The sequence below is a fragment of the Sutcliffiella horikoshii genome (assembly GCF_020524325.1).
Lineage (GTDB): Bacteria > Bacillota > Bacilli > Bacillales > Bacillaceae_I > Sutcliffiella_A > Sutcliffiella_A horikoshii_D.
The window spans coordinates 35316-60691 of the sequence record NZ_JAIVKY010000008.1 but is presented as its reverse complement, the minus strand read 5'-3'; the positions used below and the strand labels follow the sequence as shown (position 1 = coordinate 60691).

28 protein-coding genes are annotated in these 25376 nt (G+C 38.8%); 12 read left to right on the top strand and 16 right to left on the bottom strand.

Translation table 11 applies throughout. The annotated features are described in order from the left end of the window. Nucleotides 1–10: 10 nt before the first annotated feature. Nucleotides 11–688, bottom strand: a complete 678-nt coding sequence (locus LC091_RS13010) for a DUF4867 family protein (RefSeq protein WP_226682470.1) — start codon at nt 686–688, stop codon at nt 11–13. 73 nt (nt 689–761) lie between these two features. Beyond that, nucleotides 762–1442: a transaldolase family protein gene (locus LC091_RS13005; RefSeq protein ID WP_226682469.1), complete on the bottom strand. Its 681-nt coding sequence runs from the start codon at nt 1440–1442 to the stop codon at nt 762–764. 272 nt (nt 1443–1714) lie between these two features. Between LC091_RS13005 and LC091_RS13000 the strand changes: the two genes are divergently transcribed. Then, nucleotides 1715–2104: a DUF4395 domain-containing protein gene (locus tag LC091_RS13000; RefSeq protein WP_319003664.1), complete on the top strand. Its 390-nt coding sequence runs from the start codon at nt 1715–1717 to the stop codon at nt 2102–2104. 368 nt (nt 2105–2472) lie between these two features. Here the strand turns inward: LC091_RS13000 and LC091_RS12995 are convergent, their stop codons facing one another. Both LC091_RS12995 and LC091_RS12990 read right to left on the bottom strand, forming a co-directional pair. Further along, on the bottom strand, nt 2473–4014 hold the full coding sequence (locus LC091_RS12995; protein WP_226682739.1) for a bifunctional GNAT family N-acetyltransferase/carbon-nitrogen hydrolase family protein: 1542 nt from the start codon (nt 4012–4014) through the stop codon (nt 2473–2475). Nucleotides 4015–4180: 166 nt separating this feature from the next. Continuing rightward, a complete protein-coding gene (locus LC091_RS12990) occupies nt 4181–5857 on the bottom strand; it encodes a glycoside hydrolase family 13 protein (protein WP_226682467.1) in 1677 nt (558 codons plus the stop codon). 227 nt (nt 5858–6084) lie between these two features. Between LC091_RS12990 and LC091_RS12985 the strand changes: the two genes are divergently transcribed. Beyond that, nucleotides 6085–6519 carry a disulfide oxidoreductase gene (locus LC091_RS12985; protein ID WP_226682466.1) on the top strand — a complete coding sequence of 145 codons (435 nt, stop codon included), beginning with the start codon at nt 6085–6087 and terminating at the stop codon, nt 6517–6519. A 2-nt stretch (nt 6520–6521) separates the two neighbouring features. Then, nucleotides 6522–7004 carry a thioredoxin family protein gene (locus LC091_RS12980; RefSeq protein WP_226682465.1) on the top strand — a complete coding sequence of 161 codons (483 nt, stop codon included), beginning with the start codon at nt 6522–6524 and terminating at the stop codon, nt 7002–7004. Nucleotides 7005–7030: 26 nt separating this feature from the next. On the opposite strand, the gene LC091_RS12975 is transcribed toward LC091_RS12980, so the two are convergent. After that, nucleotides 7031–7444, bottom strand: a complete 414-nt coding sequence (locus tag LC091_RS12975) for a DUF5365 family protein (protein ID WP_226682464.1) — start codon at nt 7442–7444, stop codon at nt 7031–7033. 158 nt (nt 7445–7602) lie between these two features. On the opposite strand from LC091_RS12975, the gene LC091_RS12970 reads away from it, so the two are divergent. Continuing rightward, on the top strand, nt 7603–8502 hold the full coding sequence (locus LC091_RS12970) for an RluA family pseudouridine synthase (RefSeq protein WP_226682463.1): 900 nt from the start codon (nt 7603–7605) through the stop codon (nt 8500–8502). A gap of 8 nt (nt 8503–8510) precedes the next feature. Here the strand turns inward: LC091_RS12970 and LC091_RS12965 are convergent, their stop codons facing one another. Further along, nucleotides 8511–8963, bottom strand: coding sequence for a GNAT family N-acetyltransferase (locus LC091_RS12965; RefSeq protein ID WP_226682462.1), 453 nt, complete (start codon nt 8961–8963; stop codon nt 8511–8513). Nucleotides 8964–9077: 114 nt separating this feature from the next. Here LC091_RS12965 and LC091_RS12960 point away from each other — a divergent pair, with 114 nt between their 5' ends. After that, on the top strand, nt 9078–9881 hold the full coding sequence (locus LC091_RS12960) for a FixH family protein (RefSeq protein WP_226682461.1): 804 nt from the start codon (nt 9078–9080) through the stop codon (nt 9879–9881). 449 nt (nt 9882–10330) lie between these two features. Here the strand turns inward: LC091_RS12960 and LC091_RS12955 are convergent, their stop codons facing one another. Beyond that, nucleotides 10331–11158, bottom strand: a complete 828-nt coding sequence (locus tag LC091_RS12955) for an aldo/keto reductase (RefSeq protein WP_226682460.1) — start codon at nt 11156–11158, stop codon at nt 10331–10333. A gap of 124 nt (nt 11159–11282) precedes the next feature. Between LC091_RS12955 and LC091_RS12950 the strand changes: the two genes are divergently transcribed. Further along, complete coding sequence (locus LC091_RS12950; protein ID WP_226682459.1) at nt 11283–11627, top strand: hypothetical protein; 345 nt, start codon at nt 11283–11285, stop codon at nt 11625–11627. Nucleotides 11628–12238: 611 nt separating this feature from the next. On the opposite strand, the gene wrbA is transcribed toward LC091_RS12950, so the two are convergent. The 3 genes from wrbA to LC091_RS12935 all read right to left on the bottom strand — a co-directional run bounded on the left by wrbA (nt 12239) and on the right by LC091_RS12935 (nt 14475). Beyond that, nucleotides 12239–12853, bottom strand: coding sequence for an NAD(P)H:quinone oxidoreductase (gene wrbA, locus LC091_RS12945; protein ID WP_226682458.1), 615 nt, complete (start codon nt 12851–12853; stop codon nt 12239–12241). Nucleotides 12854–13013: 160 nt separating this feature from the next. Then, a complete protein-coding gene (locus tag LC091_RS12940) occupies nt 13014–13160 on the bottom strand; it encodes a hypothetical protein (protein ID WP_226682457.1) in 147 nt (48 codons plus the stop codon). A gap of 16 nt (nt 13161–13176) precedes the next feature. Beyond that, nucleotides 13177–14475, bottom strand: a complete 1299-nt coding sequence (locus tag LC091_RS12935) for a helix-turn-helix domain-containing protein (protein ID WP_226682456.1) — start codon at nt 14473–14475, stop codon at nt 13177–13179. Nucleotides 14476–14771: 296 nt separating this feature from the next. On the opposite strand from LC091_RS12935, the gene LC091_RS12930 reads away from it, so the two are divergent. Next, on the top strand, nt 14772–15290 hold the full coding sequence (locus LC091_RS12930; RefSeq protein WP_226682455.1) for a MerR family transcriptional regulator: 519 nt from the start codon (nt 14772–14774) through the stop codon (nt 15288–15290). 26 nt (nt 15291–15316) lie between these two features. On the opposite strand, the gene LC091_RS12925 is transcribed toward LC091_RS12930, so the two are convergent. Next, the gene (locus LC091_RS12925; RefSeq protein ID WP_226682454.1) at nt 15317–15595 is read right to left on the bottom strand and encodes a hypothetical protein; all 279 of its coding nucleotides are present in this window, start codon (nt 15593–15595) and stop codon (nt 15317–15319) included. A gap of 114 nt (nt 15596–15709) precedes the next feature. Between LC091_RS12925 and LC091_RS12920 the strand changes: the two genes are divergently transcribed. Further along, nucleotides 15710–16987, top strand: a complete 1278-nt coding sequence (locus LC091_RS12920) for a histidine kinase dimerization/phospho-acceptor domain-containing protein (protein WP_226682453.1) — start codon at nt 15710–15712, stop codon at nt 16985–16987. 38 nt (nt 16988–17025) lie between these two features. Here the strand turns inward: LC091_RS12920 and crcB are convergent, their stop codons facing one another. From crcB to LC091_RS12905, 3 genes are all read right to left on the bottom strand, one after another. Beyond that, nucleotides 17026–17403, bottom strand: a complete 378-nt coding sequence (gene crcB, locus LC091_RS12915) for a fluoride efflux transporter CrcB (protein ID WP_226682452.1) — start codon at nt 17401–17403, stop codon at nt 17026–17028. Between the two features lie 10 nt (nt 17404–17413). Then, nucleotides 17414–17812: a fluoride efflux transporter FluC gene (locus LC091_RS12910; RefSeq protein WP_226682451.1), complete on the bottom strand. Its 399-nt coding sequence runs from the start codon at nt 17810–17812 to the stop codon at nt 17414–17416. 133 nt (nt 17813–17945) lie between these two features. After that, the gene (locus LC091_RS12905; RefSeq protein ID WP_226682450.1) at nt 17946–19010 is read right to left on the bottom strand and encodes an SDR family oxidoreductase; all 1065 of its coding nucleotides are present in this window, start codon (nt 19008–19010) and stop codon (nt 17946–17948) included. Between the two features lie 169 nt (nt 19011–19179). Here LC091_RS12905 and msrA point away from each other — a divergent pair, with 169 nt between their 5' ends. Then, a complete protein-coding gene (gene msrA, locus LC091_RS12900; protein WP_226682449.1) occupies nt 19180–20307 on the top strand; it encodes a peptide-methionine (S)-S-oxide reductase MsrA in 1128 nt (375 codons plus the stop codon). Between the two features lie 39 nt (nt 20308–20346). Here msrA and proC read toward each other — a convergent pair whose 3' ends face one another. Next, the gene (gene proC / locus LC091_RS12895) at nt 20347–21162 is read right to left on the bottom strand and encodes a pyrroline-5-carboxylate reductase (RefSeq protein WP_226682448.1); all 816 of its coding nucleotides are present in this window, start codon (nt 21160–21162) and stop codon (nt 20347–20349) included. A 487-nt stretch (nt 21163–21649) separates the two neighbouring features. Continuing rightward, the gene (locus tag LC091_RS12890) at nt 21650–22915 is read right to left on the bottom strand and encodes a hemolysin family protein (protein WP_226682447.1); all 1266 of its coding nucleotides are present in this window, start codon (nt 22913–22915) and stop codon (nt 21650–21652) included. A gap of 202 nt (nt 22916–23117) precedes the next feature. Between LC091_RS12890 and LC091_RS12885 the strand changes: the two genes are divergently transcribed. The 3 genes from LC091_RS12885 (at nt 23118) to LC091_RS20530 (ending at nt 25369) form a co-directional block, all read left to right on the top strand. Further along, complete coding sequence (locus LC091_RS12885) at nt 23118–24086, top strand: ring-cleaving dioxygenase (protein ID WP_226682446.1); 969 nt, start codon at nt 23118–23120, stop codon at nt 24084–24086. A gap of 128 nt (nt 24087–24214) precedes the next feature. Further along, nucleotides 24215–24394, top strand: a complete 180-nt coding sequence (locus LC091_RS12880) for a hypothetical protein (protein ID WP_088017442.1) — start codon at nt 24215–24217, stop codon at nt 24392–24394. Nucleotides 24395–24475: 81 nt separating this feature from the next. Further along, nucleotides 24476–25369, top strand: coding sequence for a GNAT family N-acetyltransferase (locus tag LC091_RS20530; protein ID WP_226682445.1), 894 nt, complete (start codon nt 24476–24478; stop codon nt 25367–25369). The last annotated feature ends 7 nt before the right edge of the window (nt 25370–25376 follow it).

Here is a 25376-nt window from a genome sequence, read left to right as displayed (position 1 = left end):
ATTTAAGCGTTTACAATTTATAGAAAAGTTCGATGTTTTCTCCACTAATCCCTGGATATGCTCCTTTTTCCAAGAGCACTTCTCTGTCCGGGTGTGCTAGAAGCCACTTGTTTTTCATAAATAACAGTTGATCTTCCTTTGACTTTTTTACTAGACCTTCATTTAGAGGTTCATTCGTACCTTTTGGTAGAATAACAACCGTTTTAAAACCTTCATCCTGCACTTTACAAGGAGCAAAATGGAGCGTTGTAGCGTAAAGTTCAACTGCTTTGCCCTTCGGCACGAAGAAACCGGTTACATTATTACTTTTAAAAGAATTATCTACAATGTCTTGTACCTGTCCTAATAGTAGAACCATGTCGGTACCTGCAACATTAATTTCGCTGGATTTATGGTACTCCAAACCATTTAAAGTGGAGTTTACTCCGTTACAATAACCAACTTGAATGTCCATTCCACCATAGAAGTTATCCATGATTAACCCGGAAGGTAATCTCTGTTCCATTTCGGGAATCGATGCCATATAGACATTGCCTTCCTTTGGAATATCCGTATCATTCATATAGTTAAGGTAACTTGTGAAATCGTATTCTTCTACTATTCTACCAAAAGGTAAGAATTCTTCATCATCTATATCGAAAATGGATAGATTTGTATTAAGTGATCTTAACAATTCAAGCTTAGACATTTACAACTCCCCTATATAGTAACAGTGTTATATTAGGCAGGCTCTCCGATTAGGGAGAGCCCAGCTAATTGCATTACTTCACTTCTTCCAATTCCTTGGCAGTGTTATCCCATGCATCACGGAAAACACCTAGACCGTAATCTGTGAATGGATGTGCAAAGCTTGCTTTATACACATCAAATCCGCATGTCACAATATCTGCACCAGCTTTGGCTGCGTCTGCAATTTGTTTACCGTTGCGAAGAGCTGCAACAATGATTTCAGTTTTAGCATTGTACATTTTATAGATATCTACAATGTCTTGAATGTAAGGTGCTGTATCTTCTCCACTGTTTTCTTTCCACCCAACGAAAGGAGAAACAAATTTAGCTCCGATTCTAGCAGGTTGTAAAGCTTGAGAAGGAGAGAATACCAATGTTACGTTTGTACGAATTCCTTCTTCCTCAAGTCTTTTCGCAGCAATCAGGCCTGGCTCCGTGCAAGGGATCTTGATGATGAAATTACTTGATAAACTAGCAATCTCTTTTCCTTCACGTACCATTTCTTCAGGATCTTCTAAGTGTGGGTTTATTTCAACGGAGATAGGAAAGTTCTCTACGCCCTTAAATTCTTCACCTAATTCTTTTAGTACTGTTAAGAAAGGCTTGCCGCTGTTCATGATATGTCTAGGGTTAGTTGTAACTCCATCAATTCCCCAGTTCTTATACGCATAACGAATCTCTTCAATTTTTGCACTATCTAAAAAATATTTCATTCTAATTCCCTCCTAAAATGTCTGGATGTTTCTAAAATGATAATAATATTGTTACCTTTTGTAAAAGGTTATTACCTTTAACTACATAATAAGAAAACGCATACAAATTTGCAAGTCTTTTTTGATATTTTTTAATAATTTTCTAATAACAACAATATCCAGTTTTTATTTATTGCACTTCCTGCCTTGTTTAGAGTAAGATGATAATAATAAATATCCGATAATACAGGTGGGATTAATTGTATATGAAAAATAGTACTATACCTAAACCCTTGGTCACTTTTAATCAATGGTTCATATTGACGAGTGTTATTCTTTCTCTTGTTACAGGGTTATACTTTCTGATGGCTTTTCCACTGCTTGCTGGGCTGATGGGATTGTTGTTTAAATGGAATCCAGTTCTTATTGTTGCAAGGAAATTTCTATCTAAACCTGCAGGATCTTATCCTCAGGAAGACGTTGCCCAGCTTCAATTCAATCAGAGTATTGCGATAGCCTGCTTGGCATTGGCGCTCTTTGGTTTTTATTCTGGATTGGTTGTTATTGGTTTTGTGTTTGCAATCATGGTGGGTGTTGCGTCAGGAGTTGCTTTGATGGGCTTTTGCGTAGGATGTTTTCTCAGGTTTCAGTGGCAGCAGTATAGATATCGTAGGGCAAACTAGAGAATGACATGATTATTTTTGATGTGAACTCCTTTACGGGGTTCATTTTTTTCTGGAATTTATTCTTGAGAACGTATGAGGACAATGTTTGGTTGAGTTGGATAAACATTGTCTTCATAGAGCTCGTATGACTACCTCCTACTCCCAAAACCTTCAAACATTGTCCTCATAGACCTCATATGACTACCTCCTCCCCCCAAAACCTTCAAACATTGTCCTCATAGACCTCGTATGACTACCTCCTACCCCGAAAACCATCAAACATTGTCCTCATTCATCCCTATTTCAAAAACAAGCCAGCTACTCACCTCAATAATTGCAAAACACATCAAAAAAGCGACCCACAAAAGGATCGCTTTCTAAAAAAGTTATTTTTTATACTTAATCTCATAAACATCTCTTCTTCGATCCTTCAATTGACGAACCGTACCGGACTGGCGTTGGCGACGGAGGATCTCCAAGTCCACATCCCCGATAATAACCATTTCAATATTCGGATTACATTCTCCTACAATCCCGTCCCTTGCAAATTCAAAGTCCGATGGAGCAAAGATAGCCGACTGGGAGTATTGAATATCCATGTTCTCCACTTGAGGAAGGTTTCCGCATGTTCCTGCGATAACCGTGTAAATTTGATTCTCCACTGCACGTGCTTGCGCACAGTAGCGGACACGCAAATAGCCTTGTCGGTCTTCCGTGTTAAATGGACAGAAAATGATGTTGGCTCCCTTTTCTGTTGCAATGCGGGCAAGCTCAGGAAACTCGATATCATAGCAAATTTGTATTGCGATTTTTCCGCAATCCGTATCAAAGACACGGACACTGTCTCCGCGGCTAATCCCCCACCATTTTCGTTCATTCGGTGTGATATGCAATTTGTATTGTTTTTCAATCGTCCCATCACGACGGAAGAGGTAAGCGATGTTAAACACCTTTTCATCTTCCTCAACGAAATGAGAGCCACCAATGATATTCACGTTATATTTTACAGCAAGGTCTGTAAACAGCTGGATGTACTGTTCTGTAAACTCCGTTAAGCGCTGAACTGCTTTGCTAGGTACCTTTTCATGGAGAAAGCTCATCAACTGAGTCGTAAATATCTCTGGGAATACAGCAAAATCAGCACCAGCATCCGAAGCAACATCGGTGTAATACTCGACCTGGGTAGCAAACTCTTCAAAGGAACTGATGGATTTCATCATATATTGAACCACACAGATCCTTACAGGGAAAGAAGTTTTGAAATGACGCTTAGTCTGCGGGATGTACTCCACATTGTTCCATTCCATCAAGGTCGCGTATTTATTGGAGGCTACATCATCTGGAAGGTATCCCGGGTTAATACGCATTAAAGTAAATTCATTTAACAATTGGAAGGAAAGCACTGGATCATAAATTTTATGACGCATTACTTGTCTAACATACTCACGTGGAGTCATTTCTTCCGCATATTTATGGTAGTTAGGAATGCGGCCACCAATGATGATACTTTTCAAATTAAGCCTGCGGGCAAGATCTTTTCTTGCTTCATATAGCCTGTGCCCAACCTTCATACGGCGGTAGCCCGGATGCACCATTACTTCAATTCCATATAAGTTATAACCATCTGGATTGTGGTTGGTAATATACCCTTCATCTGTTATGTCATCCCAAGTATGACGATCATCATATTCATCAAAGTTAATCAACAAACTTGAGCACGAACCGATTATTTCCCCATCATATTCCGCGCAAAGCTGTCCATCTGGGAACATATTTAAATGACTTTCGAGATGTTCAGGCTTCCATGGCTGCATGCCTGGAAAACATAAGTGCTGCAGTGCAATAATATCATCTATGTCTTTCATTTCTATGTTTCTGATAATCATTTTTTTCTCAAATTTAGATAAATCGATTTTTGACAATGCCATCATCTCCTATCCTTATGTACAAACAATTAAAAATGGGCCCTTTCTAATGTAAAACGGAGAATTGCCCAATATTACTTATTCCCCAATTTTATCATAATGAAACACAAAATAATAAAGGACAGGCTCCCTGCCCACAAAAGTGGGTCAAGAGACCTGTCCTACACCATCAAACCTTATACACTCGTGCCTCCCAAGGGCGCAAATCAAATGTATTTTCTTTCTTTTCAGCTGTGTCATAGTTACTAATAAGTAGTTCTGCATTATTTAGGTCAATGGTACTGTCGAACGCATGGTTATTTCCCGAGAAATTTGTCACAACAAGTAAAGTTTCGTCCCCTAGAGTACGGGTGTAGGCAAAGATTTCTTCATGCTCCTCATACAACATCTCGAATGAACCATACACAATTACTTCATATTGCTTACGAAGTTGGATTAATTTACGGTAGTAATGGAAAGTAGAATCTTTATCTGCCAGTGCCTTTTCAGCATTGATTTCCTGATAATTTTCATTCACCTTAATCCACGGAGTCCCTGTGGTAAACCCTGCATTTTCAGAGCTATTCCACTGAACAGGAGTTCTAGCGTTATCACGGCCTTTTGTATAGATAGATTGCATGATTTCCTGTGGATTTTCTCCATTCTCAATTACCCGTTCATTGTACATGTTCAAAGTTTCAATATCTTTGTAATCCTTAATCGAGTCGAACTTGATATTGGTCATCCCAAGCTCTTCCCCTTGGTAAATATACGGCGTCCCTTTCATCATATGCAGACATGTTGCCAACATTTTTGCAGAAGTGACACGGTATTCCTTGTCATCTCCCCATCTAGACACAATACGAGGCTGATCATGGTTGTTCCAATACAAGCTGTTCCATCCACCATCTTCTAGCTCGGACTGCCATTTGCCAAGAGATTTCTTTAAATCTCGCAAGTCTAATGGTTTTAAGTGCCATTTATTTTTTCCTGGCTGCGTATCAAGGTCCATATGTTCAAATTGAAAGACCATGTTTAGTTCCTTCCGCTCTTCTCCTGTATAGAGTTTTCCTTCTTCTGGAGATACTCCTGGCATTTCGCCTACCGTCATGACATTGTATTCTGACAAAACTTTCTCATTCATTTCTTGTAGAAATTCATGAATACGAGGTCCATTCATGAAGTACTGATGACCGGAAACATATTTCTTCCCTTCGACCTTTTCTCCATCTGGCAACCCGTCCACTTTGGATATGAAGTTAATGACATCCATTCTGAATCCGTCAATGCCCTTATCTAACCAGAACTTCATCATGTCATATACTTCTTGTCGCAGCTTAGGGTTCTCCCAATTCAAATCTGGTTGTTTTTTAGAAAATAAATGAAGGAAATACTCATCCGTCTGCTCATCATACTCCCAAACAGATCCGCCAAAAGTAGCCTCCCAGTTGTTTGGCTCAGCCCCATCCTTCCCTGACCTCCAGACATAATAATCACGATATGGGTTATCTTTTGATTTACGAGACTCTTTAAACCATTCATGTTCATCCGAACTATGGTTTACAACAAGGTCCATAATTAATTTGATACCCCTCTTATGCATTTCAGCAAGCATTTCTTCCCAATCTGCCATGGTACCGAACTCATCCATAATGTTGCGATAGTCACTGATGTCATATCCATTATCATCATTTGGAGATTTATAGACAGGAGAAAGCCAGACAACATCCACACCAAGTTCTTTTAAATAATCAAGTTTTTCAATGATTCCTTTAATATCGCCTACTCCATCGCCATTTGAATCATTGAAGCTTCGAGGATAGATTTGATAAACTACTGCTTCTTTCCACCATTTTTTTGTTGTCATGTTAGTTCCTCTCCTAATCGCTTGTTTATAAAAATTATTTTATCTAATCTTGTAAATGAAATCGATTCCATAACCATTGTACAAGATAGACCCCTTAGTTGGAAACCGCTTTCTTTCTGAAAGTCAAAAAAAATTCACATTTGTAGTAAAGGATAATTTTGCATTAATGAAAAGTAACGACTATAATTTTAGGAAAAGTATCTTGAATTCAAAAGAGGAGAGTAACCGTGGATTATTCTAAAAAAATAGAAAACCTATTGCTTGCCTCAGCAATCATTGCCCTTGTTGCTTCACTTGGCAGCTTATATTTTTCAGAAGTATTATTGTATATACCTTGTGAGCTTTGCTGGTATCAGCGGATATTAATGTATCCTTTAGTTATTTTACTCGGGATTGCTGCGGTTAAAAAAGATGCTGGTATTGCTACATACGTCCTTCCTCTTTCAATCATCGGGGGAAGCATTTCCATCTATCATTACATGATTCAAAAAGTAGCGTTTTTGGGCGAGAACTCCGTTTCCTGTGGAGTTGTACCTTGTACTGGTCAGTATATCAATTGGCTAGGCTTTATCACTATTCCATTTTTAGCACTTATCGGTTTTATATCCATTACGGTTATATTGTTTTATGTAAAAAAACTTTCAAAGAAAGCAGGTAACTGACCTTGAAAAAACTCATTATTATAATGGCGGTCATTATGGCCATCTTTATAGCACTTGTCGTTGTCACTAATATTCAACAAAAGCAAAACGTGGAAGGTAATCCTTTTGGTAAAGACAAGCTTCATACAGAAACACAAAAGCAACTGGATGATCCATTGTACCAAAACATTATCACTCCTGATCAATTGAAAGAAGAATTGGATGCAGGGGAAACGAAAACCATTTACTTCTACAGCTCCACTTGCCCAGCATGTAAGCAGACAAGTCCTGTTGTCGTACCAATGGCAGAAGAGATGGGGATAGATATGGAATTATACAATCTACAGGAATTCGAACAAGGCTGGGACGATTACCGCATTAAATCCACTCCAACCTTCATCCATTTCGTAGGTGGGCAAGAAGTAGAACGCTTAGAGAACTATCACCAAGACAGCAGCGTCTACACCGAATGGTTCGAAAAAGTAAAAGAAACTCCTAGCGAATAGTCGCCAGGAGTTTTCTTTTCGTTTCTTTAAATCAAGAAATGATTGGAAGGTCGAATAAATTTACTGAAAATATTCGGTTTGCTTGGTTTTTGTACAAATTGGTCAATTGAAAATGGGAAAGAAAACCCGTATTCTCTTAACATAATGACATTCCTTTTAAATATTTCACGGTGTTTTGTAAGTACGTCCTCTTCTTGGATTGTTTCAATTACCGCAATAATTGCTTGAAGGCATGATATGATATGAAATGCTTCTTTCAATGTTCCATTATAATCGGAAAAAGTATCATGGACTTCTCCAGTGTGAAGGGATAATTGTTGTGCAAGGTTTTCTATCTCTTTATCTGTGAAATAATAAGGAAGAATGTTCGTTAAGAGGTGTTGGACCAGTTCCCCGATATGGTCCTCTTGCTCTGGAGTTGAAGCGTATACTACTTTCACGAATTAAAACCACCCTTGTAACTTCTCTATAACAAAAGAGTAACATAAATGCATCTTTATTTGGGTAGGTAGTTAATGGAATCCATAGACTCATTACGACAACATAATATGATAATCAGAAGAACATTGACAGAGAAATAGTTGAATAAAAGGAGAATATGATGAACGACCAAATGCTAACATTCTACGTAACAAATAATATGTCCCTCCCATTACAAAATTACCTAAAAGATGTGATTGGTGTTCCTAAAGGACATCTACATGAACTAAGGATGTCTAAACAAGTTTTGGTAAATGGTGAGGTTCCTAATTGGACAAAGCCACTTAAGGAAGGCGACAAAGTAATTGTCCCTATTTTACCAGAAGAAATTTCTCCTATTGCAACCGAAATAGATATCGAAATCATTTACGAGACCGAACATCTATTGGTTATTAATAAGGAAGCAGGAATGGCGACACACCCCTCTTCCGATCATGACTTCCGCTCTCTTTCCAACGGAGTGGCACATTATTTTAAACATAACGGAATTACTTCTAAAGTCCGTCATGTTCATCGTTTAGATCAAGACACAAGTGGCGCCATCCTGTTTGCAAAACATGCCATTAGCGGCGCTATTTTAGATAGAATGCTCGATGAACGGAAAGTCAAACGAACATATTTGGCACTTGTTGAAGGAATCCTGAGCACGCAACACGGAACTCTAGATAAACCTATTGGAAAAGACCGCCATCACGCTTCAAGAAGGCGAATCTCTCCTAATGGACAAGAGGCTATTACACATTTTAAAGTTGTTAAGACTTTTCAAAAAGAACAACTAACACTAGTAGAATTAACACTAGATACTGGTAGGACGCATCAGATCAGGGTACATATGAGCAGCATCGGTCATCCTATATATGGTGATAAGCTCTATGGATCGAAAAGAAAACATCATCGCCACAGCCTGCATGCATGGAAGTTAACTGTTCCACACCCGTTTAAAGAAGAAATCGCAACAGTTCATGCTCCTGTTCCAACAAGTTTTGGACCTTCCTTTTTAAAACTAGAAGAGCTGTAGCATCCATGCTACAGCTCTTTTCTAAATACATAACTAGCTTTATCATAACCCATTTTCTTCTCATAAAATCTATGAGCATCTACTCTTAGTAAGCCTGAGGACAACGTTACTTTCTCGCAACCTCTTTCTTTTCCTAATCCTTCTATGTACGCAAGCAATTTCTCCCCGTAGCCTTTTGATCTGACTGTACTTTTAGTCACTAGATCATATACATAAATATGACGCCCATCATAAAAATTAGTTAACATGATTATTCCCGTAACAGCTACTATCTCATCTTCTTCAACATACGCAAGTAATTCGTAGCCTTCTTTGTGCATGGTTTCATATATTTCTAGAAAAGCATCTTCTGTTAGGTGTGGTCTTAATTCCTTTATTACTTGAAAACCTTCTAGTAATTCAACTTTTGTTTGTAAATGCTTTATCAACTTCAACCACTCCCTATGTATAGTTCCATGCATTTATGGTCATTACCTATATCATACTATCTTTGTTCACAAGATTGATCTTTTTGATGAAATTTCTCGTTAGGATACTAGTTATAATAAAACCATTGAGCGAGAGGAGTGTTCTTTTTGAAAAAATTAATTTTACTTATCAGCATGCTTTCATTAATGATGTTGGCAGCTTGCGGATCAACTAATAACAATGAACATACAAATGGAAGCAATGATGAAGTGCCCAGCATGGTGGAAGTAGAGATCAAGCTCCCTGAAGCAGTGGAACCGAATGAAAAGATAAAAATAGAAGCCCTAGTCACGCAAGGTGAAGAAAATGTGGATGATGCCCATGAAGTAAAGTTTGAAGTATGGAAGCAAGGTCAGGAAGCTGATCATGAAATGGTCGAAGCAGCGAATGACGGTTCCGGAATCTATTCCTTCACGAAAACCTTCGAAGAGGAAGGCTTTTACTATGTAGTCGCGCACACAACGGCTAGAGATATGCATGTTATGCCACGTGTAGAACTAACGGTTGGAAACCCAGATCCCGCAGAGAAAGAAGAAGAGCATGAACATGAAGAAGAAGGTCACAATCATGATCATGGAACACATGAACAAACAAATCATGATGATCACCATGGCCATGAGAGCAGCTTGAATATGACATTACAACCGACAAACGCTGTAAAAGCGAATAAAGAAACTACGTTATCCACAGAAATCACGCAAGAAGATGCTGCTTTAACAGGTGCGACTGTTCGTTTCGAAATATGGCATGAAAATTCAGAGAAACATGAATTCGTGGATGCAAAAGAAGTTAGTGATGGTGTCTATGAAGCAATAGCGGCCATGAAAGAAACTGGTCTACATTATGTTCAGATACACGTGGAAAAAGATGAATTACACGAACACCAGCAAGAAGAATTAGAAGTTCAATAGGAAAAAACAGGAAGTGTTAAACATTAGTAATTGGTTAGTCGCCGCTGTTCCTTTCCGCAAATGGCTTCGCTTTCCTAGGGGCGCTGCTGGAGCCTCCTCGGCTACGCCTGTAGGGTCTCCACCTAGCGCTATCTCCCTCAGGAGTCTTCGCCATTTGCTACAATCCACAGCTAGAAATTACGTTAAAGAAATGTTTATTTACTTCAGCAATATGTTTGGGTAGCTTTTTTGACTAAGGTGAATAATATCACCCAGTTGATTGGAGTGGAAGGCGCGCAGACGCCCGCGGGAGGAAGGGACAGGTGAGACCCCACAGGCTGGAAGCCCATGAGGCTCACGGACCGCCCGCAGGCAAGCGAAGCGCCTAGAACGGAGATCAACAGATTCTCCTACTTTCTCATTTAAAAAGGTGCAGAGCGACTACTAAGCTCTGCACCTTTTCTGATATATTAAAAATCAAAATTATCCGGATCTGGACCTACACGTTGGTCTTCGTTCAATGCATGAATCCTCTGCATTTCATCTTCTGACAACTCAAAGTCGAAAATATCCGCATTTTCTTTAATACGGTGCTCTTTCACTGATTTTGGAATGGTTACAACACCATTTTGAAGATCCCAGCGAAGAATCACCTGCGCAACGGACTTATTATGAGCATCCGCGATTTCTTTTAAAACATCATTGTCCAGAAGCTGCCCTTGCATCAGCGGGGACCACGCTTCCATTTGGATGCCATTTTCTTTACAGAAATTTAATAGCTCCACCTGGGAAAGCTTTGGATGGTACTCTACCTGATTAACCATTGGTTTTACCTCCGCCACATCCAGAATATCCTGAAGGTGGTGAATTTGGAAGTTGCTCACCCCAATAGCACGGACTCTTCCGTCCTTATATAGCTTTTCTAGTGCTTTCCATGTCTCTACATACTTTCCTTTTACAGGCCAATGTACGAGATATAAGTCCAAATATTCTAGGCCTAGCTTTTCCATGCTCTCATCAAAAGCTTTTAATGTAGATTCATAACCTTGATCTGCATTCCATACTTTAGTCGTAATGAAAAGCTCTTCACGAGGGACATCGGACTCTCTAATCCCTTTCCCTACACCTTCTTCATTTTTGTAAATGGCTGCTGTATCAATACTTTTATAACCTGCATTGATGGCCATCTTTACAGAAGATTCTACTTCCTGCCCTTCTTCCACTTTAAATACACCAAGACCAAACCACGGCATCTCGACGCCATTATGTAGGGCTGTTGTAGACGCTAAACTTTTCATTTTAATCCACCTTCCTATTTTTAAACATACTTTTATTATGTCCCATTACTCCGATTATGCAAATATTTTGCCTAGGTAATCACCTATGAATTTGTCCTGCAATATAATAGAAAAAAGGAGTTTGGTGATGGAGATGTATGACTATATTATGCTCTTGAATTTATTGGCCATTGTTTCCACGACACTTGTGAGTTATGTGTATGTCTCTCAAATGGTGATGCGTAAAGGGGCATTTTTTTTCCATACCGCAATTAGTCTTTCCTTTATCCTCCTCACATGGTTTGTCACTACGACAATTTGGTACTTTCTTACCCTTAAGGTCGATGGACTCCTTTATATCGGGGGAATGCTTTTTAATATGATGGTAGCGATATTTTGTTCCACTGTATTCCTTGCTTACTTGTTCGTTCAACGGGCCTATTTTATTAAAAAATATAAAAGAAATAAACAGACAGTCCCAAAGGATTAGTGTACTTTTTAGTTGTTTGGTTAAACGGCGCTTGAGCCTCCTCTCAACGCTTCAGGGGTCTCTCAAGCTACCGTTACTGCCCCGCTGGAGTCTACGCCATTTGCTCCAATGCACAGCTAGAAATTGTGTAAAAGTAATGTTATTGGTTTAAAAGTAATTCGTTAGGTAACTTATTTAGCTTTAAGTTGAATAAAGTCACCTTGTTGATTGGAGTAGACGCCCGCGGGAGGAAGGGACAGGTGACCCCGAAAAGCGAAGCCGAAGCCACTGAAAAACTGAAATCTCATGTACTTAAATGATTTCTAGCTGGTGATTGGAGAAAAAGGCGGAGACTCCTGAGGGAGATAGCGCTAGGTGGAGACCCCACAGGCGTAGCCGAGGAGGCTCCAGCAGCGCCCCTAGGAAAGCGAAGCCTTTTTCGGAAATCAACAGCGGTGTCTATACAACATCTTAATTCACAGGCATTTTTAGTGGCGTCGGCGAAGCCTGAGGAGGCTCACGGACCGCCCTCAGGCAAGCGAAGCGCCTAGAACGGAAATCAACCGTTTTATAGACTTTCTTATTCTTATAGAAAATACCCACCACAAAAGTGATGGGTATTTTGTTTTATTCTATTGCATACCGTTTTTGATGGCACTGGCGATTTGGAGAGTCCGTTGTGTCTGATGTTTGACTGCTGCAGCTACGTCCTCTTTCCAATTACCATCCTGATCAGCTGTAACACTTGTACCATATGGATTTCCGCCTGCTTCAAAAATGGAGTTGTCTGTGTACCCAGGTGCTGCAATAATTACTCCCCAATGGTATAAGGTGGTGTAAAGATTCAGGATGGTCTGTTCTTGACCTCCATGAGGGTTGCTTGCAGATGTCATGGCACTTGCGACCTTGTTTGCAAGTTTACCTTCTGCCCACAGTCCACCTGTTGTATCGAGGAATTGTTTCATCTGTGCAGGAGCCGTTCCATATCTTGTTGGAACACTGAATATATAAGCATCCGCCCATGTAAGGTCATCTAAGCTTACTTCAGGAACGTCTTTTGTTTCCTCTAGGTGTTTTTTCCAAGTTGGATTAGAATCAATTGCTTGCTGTGGGGCAAGCTCTGGAACTTTTACCAACTTCACTTCTGCACCATTTGCCTTTGCTTCCTCTTCTGCTGTTTTCGCTAACTTATAGTTCGTACCTGTAGAACTGTAATAGATTATTGCCAATTTTACATTTGTAGCCATTGCCAAACACTCCTTTTACAAGTTTTGAAAGGTTTGCACTATGAGGATACTATTACCTTCTAACTTATCTTGTACCCATATATCTCGAATTAAAACTATCAAATATGTTTTTATATAAAAAATAGACCCCACTCCATTGAGTGAGGCCAGTAAAATATCATCATCCTTCCGGAATAGGATCCGGATGCATATCTTTTGAAGCTAATAGTATTTCCTGCTTTACATCCACCTCTGCCTCTTGAAACTCTATAGCGCCACCGAATAGTAAGAAAACCCCCATCACCACTAAAACCAATTGTTTTTTCATATGGCCCATCTCCTCCTTAAAGAAAAGTTTGTTTCTTAAGTTCCTTGTATCCAAGAGAATAGTAATAACTTGCTTTTTTATATTTATAACTGGCTTCAAAATATTTAGCCAGTCGTTCTGCATAAATGATAAGAGGCTCCTTAAGATCCTTTTGCTGAAAATATGGCAACGCTTGCTCCTGAAATATCTGGTCGAATTTTTCATAGTTGCCTTCAAGAATACTTTCGTGAATCGAAAAATAATAATGGTATTCCATTGCATCTGCTGGATTCGTTAATAGTTCCTGACCAAGTTTCAGCCATTTTCGGCACTCCGTGTAATTTTGAAGTTGATCATACTCAAGCAATATACAATAAATAGATGTCAACTTACTAAGCGGTCTATCTTGCTGTTTTAGAAAATAACTTTTTTCATATTCCTTAATTGCTTCTTCATGATGGCCCTTTATGGAATAAAGTTTCCCCAGGTTGTGATAGATCAGGGACTGAAGATACATATTATTAAGAGATTCTGAGAGTTTTTGGGCGAGTAGGTAACTTTTTTCTGAGCGGTCATATTCTCCTATTCTACGGTAGCAGATGCCTAATAACACTTGGCACTCTGCACTTCTTTTGAAATCATAGATGGATTGGAATTCTTGGAGTGCTTTAGTGGTATAAGTGATGCTCAGTGGTTCCTTCATCGTTTGACTGTAGGTAAGGCCGAAGAGATAGTAAAGGTCGGCCTCTTCTGATTTTTCAAGATTGGAATTCCTTTGCAGTAATTGCTCAGCTATCTTTAAATGTTCAAGCGCCTGAACAAAGTTATTTAATCTATATTCATATATGGAATAGAATTTTTGGAAATAGTAATGCATGTGTATATCAAAAATATCCAGAAATTGTTGCAACTTTTCAATAAGTATTCTGGATTGATCCATGTTCTTTAGGTAAAGGTGGTAACGTAATTCAAACAGTACAAAATACATATATGTCTTCGTATTTATGGATTGGATTTTTTTTGAAAGGCTTTCATACCTGCGCTTAATTTCTTTAGTTTCACTTGTTGTCATCAACTTATACCAGGACATAAGCTCTTGAAAAATCGTATCATCCTGCTGTTCAATCAGACTGACTTCAAGCCGCTCACACAAAAGCCTTAAAACTTCCTCACTAGGCGACGTAAGGTTATTTTCAATTTTTGATAGGTAGGATACTGATATTATTCCTCTTGCAAGGTCATCCTGTTTTAATCCTTTTTGTATGCGAAAAAATTTAATCTTACTTCCAATATCCATTTTTGTTGTCTTAGCGATTGGTTGTTCGAGATTTATCATATGGATCATTCCTTCGCTTGGTTTTCTATTTTAAATATTCAGATTACTATAAGTAAACGACTTCGTCAAAGCGTCTAAACCCTGTCTTCCTATTATAAAAGGATATTATTTTTTTCGTAACCTCTTTTTATAGTTATCTAGGCATATTTCAATAGGAAATTTTTCCTTTATTTGCAGACAAAAGATATGCTATTGCTAGATTTTAACTATTTTTGCCGAACAACCACTACTTTTGTCTACCCTGGAGGAAGTAGCTTATGAATGTGGAAATACATTAATAAAGGGAGGGAGTTTGAATGGAATTAAAGACACATGAAGTTGCAAAAGAACTAGGAATGGCACCAAGAACGGTACGTAAGTGGGTCCAAAAATACGAAATCCCTTGTCGCAAAAATGATTATGGCCATTATGTTTACGATGAAGAGGCATTGGCACGTCTTGAAACCCTTAAAGCAAGCTCAGAGGTAGCAGGTGCAGTGGACGTTACCTTTGACACAGAGATGAAAGAAGTACATTTTGAGAACATGGGTGAAAGAACTGAAGATGGTAGTGCATTGGAACATCGGCTTCAGACATTGACTGAGAGAGTATCCAGAACAGAGCAAATGGTCCAGCAGAAGGCTGATGAGGTGGTATCCTATCAACTGCTGCAGCAAAGAAAAGAAATAGAGGAACTTACAAAGAAAGTGGACAGACTTGAAAAGCTGTTAGACCAAATGCAAACACCAGTCAAAAAAATGGAACCCCCTCTTATCTTTGATCAACCTCCACAACAAAAGCGCCGCAATGTATTTCGTTCTATATTTGGATTATAGATGAAGCTGCCATAATGCTTGAATGGTCAGCTTTCTTTTTTTATTTCATCCAATACATTAGTAAACTCTTTAATAAGCATTACTTGCTCTGTCTCGTTTAATTTCGACTCAACTATTCGCTTAACAGCTAAATAATATTTTTCCATCGGTTGCTTTCTAGTTCTTGGGTGTGTCAGTTCGTCCTTTAATTCCCTTCTTATCGCCTGTTGTAATACTTCCTTTTGATCATAAGCTTCTATGTACTCCAAAGAGCGGTTGTTCCATAGGACTTTGTACAGTTCTAATAATCGGTTCTCTTCTTGCATTGCCTTTCCTCCTTGTTTCTACATTTTTCTTGAATTTTATAGAATTTTCTTTCAATTTATGGTACTTTGAAATTGAATAACAGTACATAATGCATCCAGGTAAGGGGTCTCGTAATGAACTTTTTGAAAGATATATTATTACAACTGTTCTTTTTGGTCGTCCCTCTTTTTCTATACTACACTTTAGTACATAAACGAACCGGTAAGCCTTCGGAGTTTATCCGTCAACTTGCAGCCTTTTTTTATTGTACCATTTCAGCACTTATGTGTTCGACATTTCCTATCCTTATAGCAAATGACACTTCTTTTTACTTAAGTGGCATCCCAGTTATCATGTCCATATTATATGGTGGATACTTGGCTGGAATTTTGACCGTCATTGCATTATTTATCTATCCCTTGATTTTCCCGTCTCCGATTAATTTTTTGCATGCTTATTTTCTTATCCCATTTCTATCTGTCTTGCCATTATTGGTAAAGGCGAAATGGAGGGTGTATCCAAACCCTATTAAATTCTTATTAATATCAACCATTGCCTTGATTGGAGCCATATTTCATTCCATTATTTTTGTAATTTTAGACATAGAAATAATGAGTACAATTAGCACAAGTCTAGTGTTTGTTGGCACAACCCTACTAATATTCTTCTTAGTTGAGTATTTTTGTGGATTAGATCAGTTACAAAATCAATATAAAAAAATGAAAAAACTTTACCATATCAACACTATTGCTGACGAAGTTGCAAGAGAGTTTCAACAACCGATAACCATGGTGAAAGGATTTACACAATTGCTTGGAGCAGAACACAACAGGGCCAACAAGGAATATGTTCCTATCATTTTGACTGAGTTGAATCGCGCTGAAAAGATCATTGATTCCTATATTAAACTATCTAAGACAGAAACCTTCACTTCAAAGGCACTATCTTCGAAAGAATTACTTGACCTGATCTCAGCAGACATTCAAATGTATGCAAACAGTCATCTCATGTATTTTAAGATTAACAGTGACCGTAACTTAAGAATCAATGGAAACTTGAATTTACTTGCAGAAGCTATCTCAACCATAATAAAATTTTGCATTGATTCACATGACGGTTCGATGAAAAGTCTCGAGCTTAATCACTACCTGCAACGAACAGAAGTAATCTTCGAGTTAGTTATGAAAGACGGTAGAGCTGAGAAAGATCCAATAAAAACCTTACTTCAGTTACAAGAAATCCGTACAAATGAAGAACATACTTCGCTCTATTCCGCTTATACGATCTTACTTGCTCATGGGGGAGATCTTCATTATAAGAATCAATTGTTTAAAAAATCCCTTGTTCTCACATTACCTGCACAAGTAAAAAAAAGTAACCTTGTCACCCGAAATGTTATCCGTACAAACTAGAAAAGGAAAACTCGTTAAGCTGAAACGAGTTTTCCTTTTTAACTTATATAATAACCTATTAGAAATCCCATAACAGAGCCGCAGATACTTATACCTAGATAGAATAAGACGTGTTGATACTTTTTATCCATGACTAACTGAATAGCTTCCACGCTAAATGTAGAAAAAGTCGTAAATGCGCCAAAGAAACCCAACCCAAGAGAAACAAACAGAGCATCGTTATAAAAATACTCTTTGTCTATGTTTCCATATAATAATCCTAAGCCAAAGGAACCTAAAATATTTACAACAATCATTGCGACAGGGATGCGCGGGGCAGGAAACTTTTTCATAACAGCTAACCCACACAAATATCTGCACAGGGCACCACACCCTCCACCAACTGCGAGTAAAAAAATCAAGGCAGCCTCACTCATACTAACCTCCCTAACTTTTTAAGCCAGTAGCTAAATGTTTTTTAGAAAATGAATGGCCTATTATAAGTCCCAGGAAAGCAAATAAAAGTCCACCAACTATGGATGAGAATAAATAGATAGTAGTAATTACAAGGGTAGACTGTGTCTGTAAGATGAATACATCAGCGGCCAAAGTAGACATCGTCGTAAAACCTCCACACAATCCAGTGCCAAATCCAACCTTCATATATTCTTTTACTTTTCTACGCATAAGCCATCCAGTAAAAGCCCCCAATACAAAACTTCCAACAAGATTTACAAAAAGTGTCCCGAATGGAAAAGCAATATCACCAGTGGCTAAAGTAATCGCATATCTTAGTAATGTGCCTATTGCCCCTCCAAAAATAACTGCTAAAATATTTTTAATCAAACTATTCTCACCTGCTTAATTCTCCCTCCTCGTAAAGGGAGAGATCGTATGTAAATAAAGCTGTGTCCCACTTATTATAAACAAAAAAGAAGTGGAAGCCTATACAACGGCCACCACTCCTTACTTGAAGCAATTATATTTCCACTTTTTCCTTTTCTGGTTCGAAATAGGCGCTAATAATAATTTCCAATATCTCTTTAGTCATATTCAAATGTGAAATAGGACTATTTTTTAACAGTTTTTGTGTATTGCGATCCGCAAATGAAATACTGCGATCAAGATATGGACCAAAAACATCAATCAAACTATTTAACTGCATCTCCACTGGTGTTAAGGAAAAGCTTGTACCTTTCTCATAGATACCAAGTGAACTGAAATTCAGGTGTTCCTTTATCGTCTCTAGTATTTCCCTGTTAGTCGGGGGTGATGGGTTAGTGACATTGTAGATTGTGTTCTTTTCAGCTTTTTGGGCTGCAATCGTTAAAATATCTGCTACATAATCAACAGGTACCAGATTGGATGTACCGTCTTTGGAACCGACAAGGTGAACCTGTTCCTCATAACTCTTACGTTCCAGTTTACGTTTAAAAACCTCCAGGCCCCTCATAAAACCATATAGAGTAAAGTTGGAGTCCGCTTCCCCAGTCTTAGAATCTCCTACAATAATGGCAGGTCTGAAAATGGAAACGTCCATCTCACCCTTATATTTCATTACTTCATGTTCTGCAAGGGCCTTGCTTTCCTCGTAAGGATTGTTGAAGTCCTGTTGTAGATCATAAAGTTCTTCTTTACCTAGATTGGATATTCCCACTGTATAAGCAGTGCTCACATGGATAAATTTCTTTACTCCAATTGAGGCAGCAACTTCTAAGGCGTTTTTCGTTCCTTGGTAATTCATTTCCATAAGTGTATCCCGTAAATGATGATCGAATTTCACTAATGCTGCAAGATGATAGAAAATATCTATGTTATTGGAAATAGCAGCAAATTGTTCAGGAGAAAAACCGAATTTAGGTTGAATTATATCCCCATTTAGAATAGTAACCCTATCTTGCAGGGAAAGTGGCAAGTCTTCTTTTAATGCCGTCGCTTTTTTCATGTTTCTAGCTAATATATAGACCGTATGCTCTCCTTCCAAGAGGTTGCGGATCAGCCTTCCCCCTAAAAATCCAGTAGCACCAGTTAAAAATATATTCATTGAAGTCCTCCATTGTTGAAGATGAATTTCCAATCAAATCTATTACAATAGTAATATATATTGTACACGAAATCAAAACATGGAAAAATTTGAAGAAGCATATCATTAGTAGAGTTCCGTGAAAGGCTTAGGTTATAATTGGAATAACGACATACTAAAGGAGTCTGTGATGAGAATAAAGTTCTGGGGTTTACTTCTTGTAATCGCTTGCCTTGCCGCGTACTTCTTTATACCCAAAATGTATGCTTCTGTAACACAAAAATCAGTCGGCAGTATGCCTTATGAGCTTGAGGAAAGTGACAATATTTCCTATGCCACTTTTGCAGGCGGCTGCTTCTGGTGTATGGAACCGCCATTTGAAAAACTCCCAGGTGTATACGAGGTTGTTTCAGGCTATACCGGTGGAAACATAGAAAATCCTGCCTACAACGAGGTAACAACTGGAGAGACAGGTCACGTGGAGGCTGTCATTGTAAGTTATAATCCCGATGTCATAAATTATGAAATTTTATTGGACGTTTTCTGGAGACAAGTAGATCCAACTGATGACGAGGGGCAATTTGTTGATAGAGGAACACCTTATCAATCTGGAATCTTCTATCATAGTGAAGATCAAAAGCAACTGGCACAAAAATCAAAAGAAGAACTTAGTTCGTCTGGGCGTTTTGATCAGCCAATCGTGACGGAAATTACAGCAGCAGAAACCTTTTATATTGCAGAAGACTATCATCAGGATTATTACCTGAAAAACCCTGTCCGCTATAACTTTTATCGAGATAACTCTGGGCGTGACGATTTTCTTGATAAAGTTTGGGGAGATGACCGTAATATAACCGCACAAGTAGAGGATGATGGCACAACCCTTCTCCATTTATCCAAAGATGAATTACGCTCCGTTTTAACTGCCGAACAATATTATGTCACGCAGGAAGATGGTACAGAAGAACCTTTTCATAATGAGTATTGGGATTTTGAAGGAGAAGGCATTTATGTGGATTTAATTTCTGGTGAAGCATTATTCAGCTCTACGGACAAATATGATTCTGGAACTGGATGGCCGAGCTTCACCAAGCCTTTAGTTCCAGAAAACATAGTGGAGCTTGAAGACCGAAGTTTATTCTCAGTCCGAACCGAAATTCGTAGCAAATTAGGCAACGCACACCTGGGGCATGTTTTTGATGACGGCCCTGAGCCGACAGGACTAAGATATTGCATGAACTCAGCAGCCCTCCGATTTGTACCAAAAGAACAACTCGAAGCGGAAGGTTATGGAGAGTTTCTGGAGTTGTTTGAATAAGTAATAAACCCACTCTACCTTGTGGTGAGTGGGTTTGTTTTACTTTGCATCTTTCAGTTTTTTAGACTTTTCCGTACATGTTTCCATTGCAGACACCACTGAAGACCGGAAGCCATGCTTTTCCAATGTCGTTACAGCCTCAATCGTAGCACCACCCGGTGTACAGACATTATCCTTTAATTCCCCAGGATGCTTTCCTGTTTCAAGCACCATCTTCGCTGCCCCAAGAACAGCCTGGGCTGCCATTGTATATGCCTGGTCACGTGAAATTCCTTGTTGCACCGCTCCGTCAGCTAAAGCCTCAATGAACATATACACATAGGCTGGAGAAGAACCGCTAACGGCAGGCACTGCATCCATCAACTTTTCAGGTAGCACTTCTGCTCTACCGAAGCTTTCAAAAAGACGGATCACATCTTGTAATTCATCTTCGTTCACTGCCTCATTTGCACAAATCGCACTCATGCCTTCTCCGACTAATGAAGGTGTATTTGGCATCACACGTACTGCTTTTACTTTCCCCCCGAAAGCTGATTCTAAGAATTCCAATGTAATGCCAGCCGCAATGGTAATCACGACAGTATCACTTTTAACTGCATCCACAATTTCTTCAATTACCGCTTTATGAAGATCTGGTTTCACAGCCAAGATTAGCATTTCTGCTTTAGCAGCTACATCCATGTTTTGGATAGTTGTTTCAATACCATACTTATCTGCAATTTTGTCTACCGTTTCTTTTGTTTTCGCACTGGCGAATATCTGGTTTGAAGGTACTAGCTCTGACTTTACAAGTCCACCAATTATTGCCTCAGCCATTTTCCCACTACCGATAAAACCAATTTTCTTGTTTAACATTATGTATCACTTCCTAAACGTTCTGCTTTGAATTATATAAAAACCATATAAAAAAAGCTACCCCAACTCATGGATAGCTTTTAGCTACTACTGAACCCTAAAATGCTCAAACATTGTCCTCATTGCCACCCTATGACTACCGCTGAACCCTAAAACACTCGAACATTGTCCTCATTGCCACCCTATGACTACCGCTGAACCCTAAAACACTCGAACATTGTCCTCATTGCCACCCTATGACTACCGCTGAACCCTAAAACACTCAAACATTGTCCTCATTGCCACCCTATGACTACCGCTGAACCCTAAAACACTCGAACATTGTCCTCATTGCCACCCTATGACTACCGCTAAACCCTAAAACACTCGAACATTGTCCTCATTGCCATCCTATGACTACCGCTGAACCCAAGTAGAATTGGAACTGCTTAAACTTGTTCAAGAGCCACATAAAAAGCCCTGGCAATATGCCAGGACTTTAAATACGTTATGCAGAAAAAACAAAATCAACGTTTTTTTCTACAACCACTTTTTGTATTCGATGCTTTTTCACTTCTTCTATATGAATGACGAAGCTTTCACACTCCACCCTTTCTCCCTTTTTAGGAAGATAGCCGAGCATATCTGAAATCCAACCGCCTAACGTGTTAGCGGTGGATTCTGCTACTTCAAGTTGTAGCAACTCCGTAAATTCCTCTACAGGCAGACGCCCATCCATACGAAATTTTAATTCATCAATTACTTCCACCAGGTTTTCGTTTTCGTCATGCTCATCCCAAATTTCTCCGACAATCTCTTCAATTATATCCTCAATCGAGATTATACCTGCGGTTCCACCATACTCATCTAGCACTATGGCTAAATGATTTTGTGAAGTTTGCAGCTCTTTCAGGAGATTAGATATTTTGGCAGATCCAATTACGAAAAACGGACTGCGTGCAATTTCTCTTAATGAAAAGTTCTGATCTTGCACATATTGGGCAAAGAAATCTCTATGTGAAATAACTCCAGTAATGTTGTCGATGGATCCTTCATATAAGGGTAAACGTGAATATTGTTCTTTTATAAAAATGTCTTTAATCTCTTCAATTGACGTATCCTCTGAGATGGCTACTACATCTGGTCTTGGCGTAAGGATATCTTTCACGACGATATCATCAAACGCTATTGCATTATGCAGCAGTTCTCGTTCTTGTGTGAGAAAAGTCCCTTCTTCTTCTCCGATCTCCACCATTGCAATTACATCTTCTTCTGTAACGGTAGGTTCCTCCTTATCTGCTCCAAGGAGTTTTTTAATACCTACTTTCAGTTGGACGAACAACCATGTAATCGGATAAAAGAGTTTCATGACTGTCATTAAAGAAGCAGATATTAAGAGTAAATATTTTTCTGCATATTGTTTAGCTAAAGATTTCGGCAAAATCTCCCCAAAAACAAGGACTACTATCGTAATAATCGCTGTCGTGATGGCAAGGGTGCTGCCATTACTCCCATATAGCTGAGTGGCAATATTCGTCGCTATTGCTGCCATTGCTATGTTAACGATATTATTACCTATTAGAATTGTAGAAACACTTTGATCAAAGTTTTCTGCCATGTTTAATGAGCGTTTTGCTCTTGCATTGTTGTCTGCCTGATTACGAAGCCGCACTTTGTTCACGCTCGTAATAGCCGTTTCAGATGCCGAAAAATATCCTGATAATATTAACAATGCCCCTAATAAAATTATCGAGTCATAGGGTATACTATCCAAGTTCTCATCACTCTCCTACATATATATATTATAAATATATTTTGAAATGGAGAAATTAGCAATAAAAAAGCAGAAAAACACATAAAAATTTTGTATTTTTCAAATAATTTATTGCTGTTGTGAATGTTGAAAAGTCATGGTATAATTATCTTGAATTCGAGATATTTTAATTTGAGTTAAATTCTTTTCAGGAGTGATACCTATGGAATTATTGGGTTTACACCACGTTTCTTTATTAACAGCTAAAGCAGAAAAAAATTATCTTTTTTTTACAGAGGTTCTTGGTATGAGACTTGTAAAAAAGACCGTAAACCAAGATAACACGTCCTCCTATCATTTATTTTATGGTGATGCAGAGGGAAATCCAGGAACAGAGATTACCTTCTTTGATATTCCTGGCTTAGGCAGAACCCATGAAGGAGTTTCAAGCATTTCTTCTACTTCTTTACGTGTGGCAACCACCGATTCACTGCATTTTTGGCAACAGCGATTCCGGACATTTAACATAAAACAGGAAGAAATAAAAAAGCGGGCAGACAGAGACACATTAGCATTTGAAGACTATGAAGGCACAAAACTGTTATTAGTGGCTGATAACGGAGAAAAAGGTGTTCCAGCCGGGGTTCCTTGGGGAAAAAATGACATCCCAAAAGAGCATGCCATCATTGGACTTGGGCCTGTAACGTTGACCGTTAAATCAGCCCTCCCAACAACAAGCATCTTAACTAATGTGCTTGGGTTTCAGCATAAAGGGTCTTACCCTTCCCTTAAGGGGGATTTCCCTGCCATTGAAGTCTACACAACTGGAGAAGGCGGTGCGGGAGCAGAAGTGCATATTGAAACAAGGCCAGATCTTCCCCCTGAAAAAATAGGTCGAGGCGGCGTCCATCATGTGGCATTTCGGGTTCCAAACAAAGAAGAGTTTCAAAAGTGGGTAAAACGAGTGAGGGAAACACTCCTTCCGAACTCAGGAGAAGTAGAAAGATATTATTTTAAGGCACTCTATTTCAGAGAGCCTAATGGTATTCTTTTTGAATTATCCACAGACACACCTGGATTCAGTGCAGACGAGCCTCTAGAAACAATGGGTGAAAAGCTTGCTCTTCCTCCGTTCTTAGAACCAAAAAGAGAAGAAATTGAGGCAAGCTTACGACCATTAGAAATAAACTAAATTAAAAATGGAGCTGAAATCAACTAATCGATTTCAGCTCTATTTTTTTTGAAAAAGAATTTTTGTAACCGCTGACAAGTTTAAGCCTATACACATATAGTGTTAGCAAAGGGAAAGGAGGGTGTTTTATGGAAAGAATTATTCTGTTTTTCGCTGCCATGCTAGCAGGTTTTGCGCTTCTAAGAGTACCAATGACTGGAACGTTTGCTGCTCTTGAGCCGATCACTAGTATTCTTGGCGTCGTTACCGTTCTAGTATTCTCGCTTGCCTTAATCTATAGAGGGGTCCGAAACCTCATAAATCGCTAATAATTGTGTTATAATTTTAAATAATCAAACAAGTCTCAGAGGCGTGCACACTCTGGGATTTTTTAAATGAGGAGTGATGGAGTGAAAGAACCTGTACTCTCTTATCCTTTAAGTGAATTAATAGAAGAAGTGGCAGCTTTTATCGCAGAACTCAATGGTAAGTCAAGTAGTCATATTGGATATTGCGGCAACCAACAACAGGAAATCTCAAGCTACATACAGAACGAACTTACAGATGTACCATTCGAAAAAGCCTTCGTTTTAGCCTTTATGGAAGAAACTTTAATCGGGGTGATTGGGTTTGATGCTGATTTTGAGAAGAAATCTGCAGAAGTATGGGGACCGTTTGTAGATGCGAATCACCATAATCAAGCAATACTTTTGTTCCAAGATATGTTGCAACTTATCCCTTCAAAGGTGGAAAGACTTAGCATGTTTCCGAACAAAGAGAACGAAATTGCAGTCACAACCGCAACAAATTTTAACTTCTTAAAACAAAGCGAGCAGGCTATTTTGATTATGCGACGTAACGAACTTTTTACCTCACAAATTCCTGAACTCACCTTGCTCACAGAGGAACACAAAAATGAGATGATCCATCTACACAACCTAACCTTCCCTGATACATACTATAATGGAGATCAAATCATTGACCGGATTAATGAGCACCGGAAAGTATTTTTTTATAAGAGAGAAGACAAATTAGCAGGATACATTTATGTAGAGGTGGAACCTGAGTTTTCGGAAGCCCGCATTGAGTTTTTTGCAGTGGATGAGCGCTTTCGAGGACAAAGCATTGGTACAGAACTTTTAAAAGGCGTGGTTTCTTGGATTTTTTCATTCATAGAAATCGACGAAATCAGGCTATGTGTAAATTCAACCAATAAACAAGCAATACATGTATATCAAAAAGCTGGTTTTAGACTTGCTGATGAGCTTTATTTCTATCAGAAAGAGCTGAAGGTCCCAGTATGACCTTCAG